This window comes from Cryptosporangium japonicum, from assembly GCF_039524755.1.
Lineage (GTDB): Bacteria > Actinomycetota > Actinomycetes > Mycobacteriales > Cryptosporangiaceae > Cryptosporangium > Cryptosporangium japonicum.
This window is the reverse complement of the sequence record NZ_BAAAGX010000014.1, coordinates 225,950-239,508: the sequence shown is the minus strand read 5'-3', so window position 1 is coordinate 239,508 and position 13,559 is coordinate 225,950. Positions and strand designations below refer to the sequence as shown.

Below are 13,559 nucleotides of genomic sequence, written 5' to 3'. Positions count from 1 at the left end.
ACGGTCGGGGTTTACTTGCTGCGTCAAGCAAACTCCGTGATACTTGCTTTGTCAAACAAGTAGGATGCGAGCCATGACGCCGTTGACGCCGGACGAGATCGCGTTCTGGCGTGCCTTCAACCGGGCGATGCTCGCGCTGCCCCGGGCTCTCGACGCCGACCTGCTCCGCGAGCAGCGCCTCTCGATGAGCGAGTACACCGCGCTGATGTTCCTGTCCGAGGCGCCCGACCGACGGCTGCGGATGAGCGAACTCGCCGCCGCGTGCACGCTGTCGCTCAGTGGCGTCTCGCGGATCGTCACGCGGCTGGAACGCTCCGGCCTCGTCGTCCGCGAGCGGGCCTGCGCCGACGGGCGCGGCTGGGACGCGGTCCTCACCGACGACGGGTTCCGCCGGCTCGAGGAGGCGTGGCCCGATCATCTGGCGAGCGTCCGCCGGAACCTGTTCGCCCACCTCGAGGGGCTGGACCTGCCGCGCCTCACCGCGGCGATCGAGCGCGTCGCCGCCGACGCTCCCCCGCCGACGCCGTGCGACGAGGGGGGAGCGTGCTGAGCGGCGGTCAGGCTTTGGCTTGTGCGCTCGAACGCGCCGGGTTGGCCTGATCGGCGGCCTTCGGGTCGGTCTCGGACTGCTTGGCCCTGACCCCGGCCTCGACCCGGTCACCCAGACTCTTGTCGACGTTGTGCCAGTACTCGAACGCGCGCGCCAGAATCGGCTCGCTGACGCCGTTGAGCAGGTGCCCGACGATGTTGTCGACGAGCCGGTCGCGCTCGTCGTCGTTCAGCACCTCGCGCACTAGCGTGCCGGCCTGGCCCCAGTCGTCGTCCTCGGGCCGGAGCGTGTACGCGGTGCGTACCATCTCGCCGTCGGAGTACCAGGTGCCGCCGTCGTCGGTCAGCCGCGGATCGGCCTTCGGGCCGCCGTAGGAATTCGGTGCGTACACCGGGTCGCTCACGTTGCGGATCCGCATCGCGCCGTCCTTGGAGTAGCTGTGCACCTCCACCCGCGGCGAGTTGACCGGGATCTGCTTGTAGTTGACGCCGAGCCGCGCGCGGTGGGCGTCGGAGTAGCTGAACCCCCGGGCGAGCAGCATCTTGTCCGGCGACAGGCCGGTACCGGCCACGATGTTGTTCGGCTCGAATGCGGCCTGCTCCATCTCGGCGTGGTAATCGCTCACGTTGCGGTTGAGGGTGAGACGCCCGACCTCGTGCAGCGGGTAGTCGCCGTGCGGCCAGACCTTGGTGAGGTCGAACGGGTTGAAGCGGTAGGTCTTCGCGTCCTCGAACGGCATGATCTGCATCTTCAGCGTCCAGCTCGGGAACTCGCCGTCCCGGATGTGCTCGAACAGATCACGCTGGTGGTAGTCGGTGTCGATGGCCGCCATCTGGTCGGCCTCGTCCTGGGTGAACGTCTCGACGCCCTGGTCGGTCTTGAAGTGGTACTTCACCCAGAACTTCTCGCCCTGGGCGTTGATCCACGAGTAGGTGTGGCTCGAGTAGCCGTTCATGTGGCGCCAGGTACGCGGGATGCCGCGGTCGCCCATCAGCCAGGTGACCTGGTGCGCGGACTCCGGCACCAGCGTCCAGAAGTCCCACTGCATGTCGTGGTCGCGCAGGTTGTTGTCGGCGCGGCGCTTCTGCGAGCGGATGAAGTGCTGGAACTTCATCGGGTCGCGCAGGAAGAACACCGGCGTGTTGTTGCCGACGATGTCGAGGTTGCCCTCGGACGTGTAGAACTTCACCGCGAACCCGCGCGGGTCGCGCCAGGTGTCGGGGCTGCCCCGCTCCCCCGCGACCGTCGAGAACCGGATCACCACGTCGGTCTGCGCGCCGGGAGCGAACACCGCCGCGCGCGTGTACGCGGTGACGTCCTGCGTGACTTCGAACGTGCCGAACGCGCCGCCGCCCTTCGCGTGGGGCTGGCGCTCCGGGATGCGTTCCCGGTTGAAGTTCGCCATCTGCTCGATCAGGTAGTGGTCCTGGAGCAGCAGCGGACCGTCGGGCCCGACGGACAGCGAGTACTCGTCGCTGGCGACGGGATTACCCGCGTCGGTCGTGGTCGCTGGGCGCTGGGGAGCAGTCATGCCGTGCCTACCTCCTGACGTCGGTGAGGCTTACTCCCCTCGGGTGGCCATTTCTGGAATCGTTCAAACGAAAGCCGGGCGGACCTCGCGGTCCACCCGGCCCCAGCTGCCGGCAACCGGCTCAGTGCGCGGCGGGCTCCCCCACCAGTTCGTCCTCGCGGGCCGGCGCGGCGCCGGGCCCGCTGGTCACTGCGGCCTTGACCGGGGGGATGAAGACCGCGATCGCCGCGGCGGCCACCGCCGCACCCACCGCGATCCAGAGCACGACGCGGAACCCGTCCTGGGACGGCACCGTCACCGGGCCGAGCGCGACCGTCATGTTCGCGAGGATCGCGCCGCCGACCGCGCTCGCCACCGACGTGCCCAGCGACCGCATCAGCGTGTTCAGGCTGTTCGCGGCGGCCGTCTCGGTCACCGGCACCGACGCCATCACCAGCGCGGGCATCGAACCGTAGGCGAAGCCGATGCCGGCGCCGATGATGCAGGTCGACACGACCAGCTGCCAGATCTCGTCCATGAACACGGCGCCGAACGCGTAGCCGAGCCCGACGATCAGCGCGCCGATGATCAGCGTCAGCTTGAAGCCCCGGGCGCGGGCGATCATCGCCGCCAGCGGTGCGGCCACCAGCATGACCAGGCCCGACGGGGCCATGACCAGGCCGGCCGCCAGCATGCTCTGCCCCAGGCCGTACCCGGTGACGACCGGGAGCTGCAGCAGCGTCGGGATCACCAGCGACATCGAGAACATCGCGAAGCCGATCGCGATCGACGACGCGTTGGTCAGCAGCAGCCGCGGCTGCGCGGTGACCCGCAGGTCCACCAGGGGTTCCCGGGTCCGCAGCTCCCACCAGCCCCACGCGGCCAGCACGACGACCGCGGCGGCGAAGAGACCCAGGGTCAGGCCGCTGGTCCAGCCCCAGTCGCCGCCCTTCGAGATCGCCAGCAGCAGCGAGACCAGCGCGGCCGACAACCCGAGCGCGCCGGGGACGTCGAACCGGCCGCCGGTGCGCACGGTGGAGTGCGGCACGATCGCCACGACCAGCGCGGCCACGACCGCGCCGAGCCCCGCGGACACCCAGAACAGCACGTGCCAGTTGAAGTGGTCGGCGATCAGCGCCGCCGTCGGCAGGCCGAGCGCACCGCCGATGCCGAGCGACGCGCTCATCAGCGCGGTCGCCGAGCCGAGCTTCTCCGGCGGCACGGCGTCACGCATCAGGCTGATGCCGAGCGGGATCACGCCCGCGGCCGCGCCCTGCAGGAGGCGACCGACGATCATCGGCGTCAGGCTGTCGCTCAGCGCGCCGACGACCGAGCCGGCCACCATCATGCCCAGGCTGAACAGGAGCAGGTGCCGCTTGCCGAACATGTCGCCGAGGCGGCCGACGACCGGCGTGGCGACCGCGGCGGCGAGCAACGTCGCGGTGATCGCCCAGGCCGCGTCGCTCGGCGCCGCGTGCAGCAGCGTCGGGAGCTCCGGGATGAGCGGAATGATCAGTGTCTGCATGAGAGACACCGCGATACCGCCCAGTGCGAGGACGGCGACGATCAGGTTCGTCCGCGGGGCGGGCGCTGTCGTGGTCACGGGAGAACTTTCGACTCGGTAAAAAGTTAAATCAGTTGCTTGACTTCACTCCATGGAATCGGTTGTGTAATGCAAGAGTCAAGTCGGCGAACGGGTGCCATGAGTCACAACCAGCAGCAGACGAAGGGTCACCGCTCGGAGGCGACCCGCGACGCGATCCTGAGCACGGCCGAGCGGCTGTTCGCCGAGCGCGGCCTGAACAACGTGTCCAACCGTCAGGTCAGCGAGGCTGCGGGGCAGGGCAACAACGCGGCCGTGGCGTACCACTTCGGCACCAAGACCGACCTGGTGCGGGCGATCGTGCGGCGTTCCAGCGGACCGATCGCCGAGCGTCGGCGCGCGCTGGTGGAGCGGATCTCCGGGTCGACGCGCCCCCGGGACTGGATCTCCTGCTGGGTACTGCCCGTAGTCGAGCATTTCGAGTCGCTCGGCTCGCCCACCTGGCACGCGCGGTTCGGGGCGCAGGTGAACGCCGAGCCCGAGTTCCGCCAGATCGTCGTCGAGGAAGCGCTCACCGATCCGACGCTCGACGTCATCCTCGAGGGCCTCAACCGGTGCCTGCCGCCGCTGCCCGCCGACGTACGGATCGCCCGCAACTACATGACCCGCCAACTGATCGTCTCGACGCTCGCCGACTGCGAACGCGTGCTCGCGGAGGGACGCGAGACGCCGTACGTCAGCTGGAACAAGGCCGCCAACACCCTGGCCGACGCCCTGGTGGGCCTGTGGCTGGCCCCGGTGACCACCGAACCTCCGAGCGTGGACCGAGAGGCGAATCGTCGCCCCGCTCGGTAGAATCGAAGGCCGCGCCCCTCGGGGCCGGCGTCAAGCAACGGCGCTTCGTGTGATCGCCAAAACGAACAAGGACCCCGCCCCCACGGCGGGCCATCTGGAGGGTCCGGCCGGTCGCCGTGCGCTCCCCGACCGGAGCGCCAAGAACCGCCGTGCATCCTTCCCTCCCCCGCGCCACGGCCGTCGGCGCACCCCGCACCGAGGCCCACCGCGTGGCCGACGAAGCCCTGCGCATCAGCCGGGTGTTGCTCAGCGCCAGCGAGGCGCTGCAGGGAGCGATGACCGTCGACGACGTCGTCCGCGCGGTCGCCGACCTGGTCAGCGGCGACCTCGCGCCCGCACACGTCGGCATCATGCTGCTCGACCGCGTCGCCGGGCGCCTCGACCTGGTCACCACCGCGCCGCTGCCGCCCGGTCCGGCCGAACGGTGGGCCCGGGTCCCCGCCGACAGCGACCAGTCCGCCGCACGCGCCGTCCGGGAGCGCCGCCCGCTGTTCTTCGCGAGCCGCGACGAGTTCCGCGCCGCGTTCCCCGACCAGATCGGCGACCTGGACTCGATCGGCTGGCACGCGCTCGTCTGCGCGCCGCTGATGGGCGGCGACGGTCCGCTGGGCACGCTGCGCTTCGCCTGGACCCACCCCCAGCGTCTCGACGAGGACGAGCGCGCGGTCATCCTCACGCTGGCCGGGTACGTCACCCAGGCGCTGGAGCGGGCCAACCGGCTCCACGACCGCATCACGGTCGCCGAGACCCTCCAGCGCGCGATGCTCCCGGTGCTCCCCGAGGCCGCGCCGTTCCAGCTGGCCGCGCACTACCAGCCCGCGCACCGCGTCGACCAGGTCGGTGGTGACTGGTACGACGCGGTGTGCCTGCCCGACGGCCGGCTCGCGCTGGTGATCGGCGACGTCACCGGGCACGACATCGGCGCGGCCGCCAACATGGGGCAGCTGCGCAACATGCTGCGCGCCTACCTGCTGGACACCGACATCAGCCCCGCCGACGCCCTGCGCCGCCTCGACGCGGCCAACGACGCGCTCGGCGACCGCACGATGGCCACCGCGTTCGTCGCCACCGTGGAGACCGACGCCGAGCAGGGGCGGGTGCTGCGCTGGTCGCCCGCCGGTCATCCCCCGCCGATCCTGCGCGGCCCGGACGGCAGCACGCGGGTGCTCCACCCGACCGGACTGATGCTCGGCGTGCGGCCCAACGCCCGCCGCGTCACCCACACCGAACCGCTCCCCGCCGGGTCGACGCTGCTGCTCTACACCGACGGTCTCGTCGAGATCCCCGGCACCGGTCTGGACGAGGGGATCGAGCACCTGAGTGAGTTCGTGGCCGCGCAGGGTCACCTGCCGCTCGACCGGTTGCTCGAGGCGCTGCTGACCGACCACCGCGGCTACGCCCACCACGACGACGTCGCCATGCTGGCGTTCCGCGTTCCCTGAGCGTCTCCGCGCACGGCAATGCACCGCGGCGCGGGCCTAGAGTGGGGCCGTGACGACGCTTGCCATCATGGGTGCAGGTCCGGGTGTGGGGGCCGCGGTCGCGCGGCGGTTCGGCCGGGAGGGGTTCGCGGTCGCGCTCCTGTCCCGGAGCGGAGCCGGTGACCTGGCCGGGGAACTCACCGCCGAGGGGATCACCGCCCGCGGTTTCGCCGCCGACGTCCGGGACCGGACGCGGCTGGCGTCCGCGCTCGCCGACGCCGCCGCGGCGCTCGGGCCGATCGAGGTGCTGCAGTACAGCCCGATCCCGGCCCGGGAGTTCCTGCGCCCGCTGCTCGAGACCACCCACGACGACCTCGCGGCCGCGGTGGAGTTCTCCCTGCACGGCCCGGTGGCGGCCGTCCAGCAGGTGCTGCCCGGCATGCGTGACCTGGGCCGCGGCACGGTGGTGCTGGTGAACGGCGGGTCAGCGGCCCGCCCGAATCCGGCCGTGGCCGGTACCTCGGTGGCGTTCGCGGCGGAGAGCGCGTACGCGCGGATGCTGCACGAGGTGGTGGGGCCGGACGGTGTGTACGTGGGGCAGCTGATCGTGCCCAGGGCGATCCGGGAGGACGACCCGGTGACGAACGGACCGGCGATCGCCGAGCACGTGTGGAGTCTGCACCGCTCGCGGGAGGGTTTCCGCCACTTCCACACGCCGTTGCCCGACGCGTAGCCGCACGCTCTGGTTTCGCCGCGGCGGGCCTGCCGGCGCCGACGATGTGGACCTTCGCCTCGGCGTGCGGTGACGACTCGCCGCTGGATTAATCGTCGCAGCGGGCGCGTAACCGCTATGCCTTCCGGCGCAGCCCCGGCCAGTGGGGCGCTCGGCGCAGGCCCAGGCTGTTGGAAAGCTCGGCGCAGCCTTTCAGGCCGGTGGGGCGTTCGGCGCGGCCTCAGGCCGTTGGGGGCCCGGACTGCTCGGCCTGCAGGGGTGGGCGGGCCGAGCGGCCGGGTGGGGTGGTTCGGTGGTGCGGTCAGTCGCCGCGCAGGCGGGCGGTTTCCTGGACGTAGTGTTCGATCGCCTCGCAGTGCGGACTCTTCCTGGCCACGATCGACGGCCCGACGCTGATCACGACGATGACCAGCGCGAGGAGCACGGTGATGATCTTGGCCGGGTCGGCTTCGTCGAAGGCTTGGAACGTGCCCCGGATGACGACCAGGCCCGGGATGAACGCCACCAGGCGACCGAGCGCGACGCCGCGCTGGAAGGCTTCACCGGCGCCCAGCAGCATGCCGCGCGCGGTAGCGGCGGCGAGGGTCGCGATGAACACGAGGAAGAGCGTGAGCGGGAGACCACAGACCAGCGAGAAGATCGCGATCTTGTAGATCGACCAGCCGACGGTGCCGAGAGCCAGCAGCCCGAACAGCAGGGCCGCGAAGCCGACGGACCCGGCCAAGGCGGTGACGATCGCCGGTCGTGGAGCGGTGGGGCGCAAGGGGCCGGTGAGCCAGTACCGCAACACGTTCCCGGTTCCGACGGGCTGCGCCGACCCGGGTGGCGGACCCGCCCAATCCGGCCCACCGGGCTGACCCCCGCCCGCTTGCGCCCCGGGCTCCTGCCCCGCCCACGCCGCCGGTCCGGGCTGCCCCGGCACCCCCGACATTCCCGGCTGCCCCTGAGCCGCTGGTTGCCCCTGCGACCCCGGTAAGCCCTGCGGCCCCGGCTGGCCCGGTGGCTCTGGCCGTCCAGGCTCCGTGCCCGGCGGTGTGTCCTGGGAATCAGGCTGCGGAGGGGGCGGAGGCCACGGCGCACCGGGCTGCCCCTGTGGCGGCGGGTCGGACCAAGCGGACGGATCGGGCGGATAAGTCATGATCGAATCCCCGTAAAGCGACGGCCCAGCCCGACGCCGGGCCTCGTAAACGGCCGCACTCTACTGAACGGCCAGTTCGGACACCCCACGGATACCGGCACGGTCCCTGCTCCGAGCCGCGCCTCGGCGCAGCCGCACGATCCGCCTCCGCCGCGCCCGAAGGCAACGCCCCCGCCGCGAGCCCGCGGCACCGAGCCGTAGCGTTGGCTGCGGAAACTCCGACGTTGGAAGGCACAGGGTGTCCGACGAGCAGAACGACGCGCCGGTTGACTACGCGGTTCCCGCGGTGGTGGAGACCCCGGCGCCGGGGCACCAGCCCACCAGTGGGGCGTCGCGGTGGTTGCTCGAGCATCAGGTGCAACCGGTCGGCCCGGCCGCCGGTGAGGCGCACGCCGAGCAGCACGCGTGGTGGAAAGTGATGTGCCTGACCGGCGTCGACTACTTCTCCAGCCTCGCCTACGTGCCGGCGATCGCGGCGGCCGCCGCCGGGGCGGTGTCGCCGCTGGCCACATTGCTGATCGTGGCGTTGACGCTGCTCGGGATGCTGCCGATGTACCGGCGGGTGGCGAAGGAGAGTCCGCACGGAGCCGGCTCGGTGGCGATGCTCGAGGAGCTGCTGCCGTTCTGGCGCGGCAAGATCTTCGTGCTGGTGCTCCTGGGCTTCGTCTGCACGTCGTGGATCATCACGATCACGCTGTCGGCGGCCGACGCCAGCCTGCACGTGCTGGAGAACCCGCACGTCCCGGACGCGGTGCACGGCCACGCGGTCGCGCTCACGGTGATCCTGCTGCTGGTGCTCGGCGGCGTGTTCCTGATGGGGTTCTCGGAGGCGGTCAGCGTCGCGATTCCGCTGGTAGCGGTGTTCCTCGGGCTCAACGCGATCATCGTCGTCGTCGGTCTGGTGGACGTCGTCACCACCGACGGGGCCTGGTCGGCGTGGATCGACGCGCTCACCGACGGGGGCGGCGGGGTCTTCTCCGATCTCGCGGTGCCGGCGATCCTCGCGTTCCCGGCGCTGGTGCTCGGCCTGTCGGGCTTCGAGACCGGCGTCAGCATGATGCCGTTGATCAAAGCCCAGGGCGCCGACGCCGCGGAGCGGCTGGCCTCGCGGATCCGCAACGCGCGCAAGCTGCTCACCGCGGCCGCGCTGATCATGAGCGTCTACCTGCTGGCCAGCAGCTTCGTCACGACCGTGCTGATTCCCGCGGCCGAGTTCGAGGAGGGCGGCCAGGCCAACGGGCGCGCGCTGGCCTGGTTGGCGCACGAGAAGCTCGGCGAGACCTTCGGCACGGTCTACGACGTCAGCACCGTGTTGATCCTCTGGTTCGCCGGTGCGTCGGCGATGGCCGGTCTGGTGAACATCGTGCCGCGCTACCTGCCCGGCTACGGCATGGCTCCGGAGTGGGGCCGGGCGGTGCGCCCGGTCGTGCTGGTCTACACCGCGATCAGCGTCGTGATCACGATCGCGTTCGGCGCCGACGTCGACGCCCAGGCCGGGGCCTATGCCACCGGCATCCTCGCGATGATGGTGTCCGGTGCGTTCGCGGTGACCGTCTCGGCGGTCCGGCACCGCCATCGCGCGGCCGGCGCCGGCTTCGGCGTCCTCACCGCGGTGTTGCTGTACGCATTGGTCGACAACGTCGTCGAGAAGCCCGACGGGCTGGCGATCTCCGGGTTGTTCATCGCCGCGATCGTCGTCATCTCGCTGATCTCGCGGGTGTCGCGCACCACCGAGCTGCGCGCGGACCGCATCACGTTCGACGACGCGGCGCGGCAGTTCATCACCGACACGATCGCGCACGACGGGCGGGTCAACCTGATCGCGAACCGCAGGCAGACCGGTGACGCGGCCGAGTACGCGGACAAGGAACGCGAGCAGCGGGGCGACAACCCGGTGCCGGGCGGCGCCGACGTTATCTTCCTCGAGATCGACGTCATCGACCCGTCCAGCTTCAGCGACACCCTGGCCGTGCACGGGGTGGCGGTCGGCGAGCACCGGGTGCTGCGTGCGGAGGCCCCGGCGGCGCCCAACGCGATCGCGGCGATCCTGCTCGCGCTGCGTGACACCACCGGGGTCCGTCCGCACTGCTACTTCGCGTGGGCGGAGGGCAGCCCGCTGGTGCACATGGTGCGGTACTTCCTGCTCGGCCGGGGTGACACCGCCCCGGTGACCCGCGAGATCCTCCGCGAGGCCGAGCCCGATCCCGCGCGCCGCCCCGGCATCCACGTCGGCGCCTGACCGGCGGGTTACTTCGCGATCAGGCCGGCGTCGACCGGGAGTGCGGTGCCGGTCAGGTAACGGCCGGCGTCGGAGGCGAGGTAGAGCAGCGCCTCGGTCACGTCGTCGACGTCCACCCACGCGGTGGGCAGCAGGTTCATCGGTGTCATCGCCGCGGCGTACTGCTCCCGGGTGAGGTCGGGGCCGCCGAAGAGCGTCTTCAGGTTGTCGTTCTGGATCATCGGCGTGTCGACGTTCGTCGGGTGGATCGTGTTGACCCGGACGCGGTGCGGCGCCAGCTCGTGCGCGAGGCTGCGCGCGAGCCCCACCAGCGCGTGCTTGGCCGCCGAGTAGTGGCTGAGGAATCCGGTGCCCTTGAGCCCGGCGATCGAGCTGGTGAACACGATCGAGCCGCCGTCGCCCTGGCGGACCAGGTGCGGGATCGCGGCCTGGGCGGTGAAGAACTGGCCGGTCAGGTTGATGTCGATCATCGTCCGCCAGGCTTCCTCGGTGAGGTCGGCCGCGGCCCCGAAGCCGGCGATCCCGGCGTTGGCGCTGACGACGTCCACCCGGCCGAGCTGGGCGACGCCGTCGTCGAGCGCGGCGACGACACCGGCCCGGTCGCGGACGTCGACCACCGACGCGACGATCCGCCGGTCGTGCGCCTCCACCGCACGGACGGTGTCGTCGAGGTCGGCGCGGGTCGCCCCGGGATAGCCGACGGTCTCGATGTCCCGGCAGGCGTCGATCGCGATGACGTCGGCACCTTCCGCGGCGAAGCGGACCGCGTGGTTGCGGCCCTGTCCGCGGGCCGCGCCGGTGACGAACAGAACCTTGCCCTCGAACCGTCCAGCCACGTCGCTGCTCCCTCCGATCGACTGTGGACCCGACCGTACCGACCCCGGCCCGTCACCCAGCAGGTCTTTAAACCATCTGGTTGAATGGGCGTATGACTCTCGTATCGATCGGGCTGTCGGTGTCGTTGGACGGGTACGTCGCCGGGCCGCACGACGGGCCGGACAACCCACTGGGCGACGGCGGCAGCCGCTTGTTCACCTGGTGGACGGCGGGCGGCGAGCCGCTCGGCGACGACCCGCGGTTCGCACCGCCGGCACGCAGCCGGCCGGTCGTCGCCGAGCTGTTCGACTGCGGCGCGGTGCTCACCGGCCGGCGCACGTTCGACATCGCCAGGGGCTGGGGCGGGCAGCACCCGACCGGTGCACCGTTCTTCGTGCTCACGCACGAGCCGCCGCCGCGGTGGGTCGGGCCGGGCACCGGCGGCACCGCGGTGACCGGCGGAATCCACCGCGCGCTCGAGGCGGCCCGCCGGGTCGCCGGCGACCGTCCGATCTCCATCACCAGCGCGAGCGTCGCGCAGCAGTGCCTCGCCGCCGGGCTGGTCGACGAGCTCAACCTCAACCTGGTCCCGGTGCTCCTCGGCGGCGGCGTCGCACTCTTCGGCGAGCGGCCGGGACCCACCGCGCTCGAGTGCACCCGGGTGGTCGAGTCCGACGGCGTCACCCACCTGCGTTACCGCGTCGACCGGCCGGGGTGAGCCGGCGAAAACGTCGGACCCTCGGTGGAGAATGCTGGCGGTCGGCGTCGGGAGGCGAACACATGAGGTTCCGGGTCAAGCGTGAGCTGCTCACGGAGGCGGTCACCTGGGGCACCAGATGCGCTGTCGCGCGCCCCGTCACACCGGCGCTCGGCGGTGCGCTGCTGAGCCTCACCGGAGGTGAGTTCACCGTCGCGAGCCTCGACGGCGAGTCGTCGGCACGCATCACGGTCGCGGTCGAGGCCGGGGTGGACGGTGCGGCGCTGGTCTCGGCCCGGCTGCTGGTCGAGATCACCAAGGCACTGCCCGATCAGGCCATCGACGTCGAGCTCACCGCCGGTGTGCTGCGGTTACGGTGCGGGGCCGGCCGGTTCGGGCTGCCGACGATGCCGGCGGAGGAGTACCCGCGCCGGCCCGAGCTGCGCTCGTCCACCGGCACCGTCGATCCGGCCGTGTTCGGCGCCGCCGTCGCCCAGGTGGCGGTGGCCGCGTCCCGGGAGGAGTCGCTGCCGATCCTGACGTGCGTCCGGGTCGCGGTCGAGGGCAGCCGGATGACGTTGCTCGCCTCCGACCGGTACCGGGTCTCCCGGTGTGAGCTGCCCTGGCAGCCGGCCGACCCGAAACGCACGGGCGAGTACCTCGTGGCGGCCCGGCCCCTGCTCGAGGCGGCCCGCGCGTTCGCGCCTATCCCGGCGGAGCTGGCGATCGTCGTCGACGACGACGCTTTCGGGGGCGGCACGATCGGGTTCACCGCGGCCGGCCGGCAGCTGACGGCGCGGCTGTTCGAGGGCACGTTCCCGCCGATGGGCCGCCTCATCGACGCGCCGCGCCCCGCGGCGGTCACCGCGTCGGCGGCCGAGCTCACCGAGGTCGTCAAACGGGTGGCCCTGTTCGCCGATCGCCTGACGCCGGTGGTGCTGCGGCTCGAACCGGGCGCGCTCACCGTGGAGGCGCGCGGCGCCCAGGACGCCGAGGCCAGCGAGACGATCGAAGCCGACTACACCGGGCGGCCCACCACGCTGGCGTTCAACGAGACCTATCTGCTCGACGGCTTACGGGCGGTCGGCGGCCCGGCGGTGACGCTCTCGTTCGACGATCCCCACAAACCGGTCAGCCTGAGCCCTCGGGGCGCCTCCGGCTCGGCCTACGTCCTCCAGCCCGTTCGCGTGAAGGACCAGCTCACCGAGTAGGTCCAGCGCGTGTGCGCTCGGGCTGCCGGGCTCCGGCTGGTAGACGACGAGCATCTGCCCCGCCGCTCCACGCACGTCGAAGGACTGGGAGACCAGCGCGAGCGGGCCGACGTCGGGATGGCGCAGTTCGGTGGCGTCCTGCGTCTTGCCGTACACGGTGTGCGACGACCAGAGCGCGGCGAACGCGTCGCTTTCGCCCCGGAGCGAACGCACCACCTCACGCAGCCGGGGGTACTCCGGGTCGAGGCCGGCCGCGTGGCGCAGGCCGGCCACTATCGACTCGGCGAAACGGTCCCAGCGGGGGAAGAACGCCGGGGCGGCCGGGTCGAGGAAGGTCATCCGCGCGAGGTTGCCGACGTCCTCGAACGGGGAGAACAGCGCCTCGGCCAGCGCGTTGAGCGCGATCACGTCCTTCGCCGGGTTCAGCACGAACGCCGGCACGCCCGCGTGCGCGTCGAGCAGGTGCCGCACGGGGCCGCTGACCGTCTCCCGCGGCACCCGCCGGGTCTCCAGGGCCGTACCGGCGAGGCGGTACAGGTGCTCGCGCGCCGCGTCGTCCATCCGGAGAGCCCCGCTGAGCGCGTCGAGGATCTGCGGGGACGGACTCCGCTCGCGGCCCTGCTCCAGCCGGGCGTAGTAGTCGCTGTTCATGCCGGCGAGCACGGCGACCTCTTCGCGACGTAGCCCGGCGACCCGCCGGGCCCTGTACGACACCAGCCCCACGTCGTCCGGGCGGAGCCGCGAGCGGTGGGCGCGCAGGAACTCGCCCAGGTCGTTGCCGGTCATACCGCGATGCTAGGGCGGGGGTTCGCCATCTGCCTGGGTACGGCGTGTCCTGGTTGCGCA

11 protein-coding genes and 1 pseudogene are annotated in these 13,559 nt (G+C 71.8%); 7 read left to right on the top strand and 5 right to left on the bottom strand.

Annotated features, from left to right (window positions below):
• The first annotated feature begins 73 nt into the window (after positions 1 to 73).
• A complete protein-coding gene (locus ABD437_RS17895) occupies positions 74 to 550 on the top strand; it encodes a MarR family winged helix-turn-helix transcriptional regulator (RefSeq protein WP_344649974.1) in 477 nt (158 codons plus the stop codon).
• 7 nt (positions 551 to 557) lie between these two features.
• Here the strand turns inward: ABD437_RS17895 and ABD437_RS17890 are convergent, their stop codons facing one another.
• Positions 558 to 2,081, bottom strand: coding sequence for a catalase (locus tag ABD437_RS17890; protein WP_344649973.1), 1,524 nt, complete (start codon positions 2,079 to 2,081; stop codon positions 558 to 560).
• Between the two features lie 121 nt (positions 2,082 to 2,202).
• Positions 2,203 to 3,663 carry an MFS transporter gene (locus tag ABD437_RS17885; RefSeq protein ID WP_344649972.1) on the bottom strand — a complete coding sequence of 487 codons (1,461 nt, stop codon included), beginning with the start codon at positions 3,661 to 3,663 and terminating at the stop codon, positions 2,203 to 2,205.
• Between the two features lie 99 nt (positions 3,664 to 3,762).
• On the opposite strand from ABD437_RS17885, the gene ABD437_RS17880 reads away from it, so the two are divergent.
• The 3 genes from ABD437_RS17880 to ABD437_RS17870 all read left to right on the top strand — a co-directional run bounded on the left by ABD437_RS17880 (position 3,763) and on the right by ABD437_RS17870 (position 6,612).
• On the top strand, positions 3,763 to 4,458 hold the full coding sequence (locus ABD437_RS17880) for a TetR/AcrR family transcriptional regulator (protein ID WP_344649971.1): 696 nt from the start codon (positions 3,763 to 3,765) through the stop codon (positions 4,456 to 4,458).
• 149 nt (positions 4,459 to 4,607) lie between these two features.
• Complete coding sequence (locus ABD437_RS17875) at positions 4,608 to 5,900, top strand: PP2C family protein-serine/threonine phosphatase (protein WP_344649970.1); 1,293 nt, start codon at positions 4,608 to 4,610, stop codon at positions 5,898 to 5,900.
• 49 nt (positions 5,901 to 5,949) lie between these two features.
• Positions 5,950 to 6,612 (top strand): SDR family NAD(P)-dependent oxidoreductase, encoded by a 663-nt coding sequence (locus ABD437_RS17870; protein WP_344649969.1) that lies wholly within the window; start codon positions 5,950 to 5,952, stop codon positions 6,610 to 6,612.
• 301 nt (positions 6,613 to 6,913) lie between these two features.
• Here the strand turns inward: ABD437_RS17870 and ABD437_RS17865 are convergent, their stop codons facing one another.
• Positions 6,914 to 7,336, bottom strand: coding sequence for a hypothetical protein (locus ABD437_RS17865; RefSeq protein WP_344649968.1), 423 nt, complete (start codon positions 7,334 to 7,336; stop codon positions 6,914 to 6,916).
• Between the two features lie 652 nt (positions 7,337 to 7,988).
• On the opposite strand from ABD437_RS17865, the gene ABD437_RS17860 reads away from it, so the two are divergent.
• The gene (locus tag ABD437_RS17860; RefSeq protein ID WP_425558174.1) at positions 7,989 to 9,989 is read left to right on the top strand and encodes an APC family permease; all 2,001 of its coding nucleotides are present in this window, start codon (positions 7,989 to 7,991) and stop codon (positions 9,987 to 9,989) included.
• 8 nt (positions 9,990 to 9,997) lie between these two features.
• Here ABD437_RS17860 and ABD437_RS17855 read toward each other — a convergent pair whose 3' ends face one another.
• Entirely contained in the window at positions 9,998 to 10,825 is an 828-nt protein-coding gene (locus ABD437_RS17855) for a mycofactocin-coupled SDR family oxidoreductase (RefSeq protein ID WP_344649967.1), read from the bottom strand.
• A gap of 92 nt (positions 10,826 to 10,917) precedes the next feature.
• Here ABD437_RS17855 and ABD437_RS17850 point away from each other — a divergent pair, with 92 nt between their 5' ends.
• Both ABD437_RS17850 and dnaN read left to right on the top strand, forming a co-directional pair.
• On the top strand, positions 10,918 to 11,523 hold the full coding sequence (locus ABD437_RS17850; RefSeq protein ID WP_344649966.1) for a dihydrofolate reductase family protein: 606 nt from the start codon (positions 10,918 to 10,920) through the stop codon (positions 11,521 to 11,523).
• Positions 11,524 to 11,585: 62 nt separating this feature from the next.
• Positions 11,586 to 12,629, top strand: a pseudogene (gene dnaN / locus ABD437_RS17845) (DNA polymerase III subunit beta); the annotation flags it as partial.
• Here the strand turns inward: dnaN and ABD437_RS17840 are convergent.
• Positions 12,576 to 13,499: a helix-turn-helix transcriptional regulator gene (locus ABD437_RS17840; protein WP_344649965.1), complete on the bottom strand. Its 924-nt coding sequence runs from the start codon at positions 13,497 to 13,499 to the stop codon at positions 12,576 to 12,578. The pseudogene dnaN and the gene ABD437_RS17840 overlap by 54 nt on opposite strands.
• Between the last annotated feature and the right edge of the window lie 60 nt (positions 13,500 to 13,559).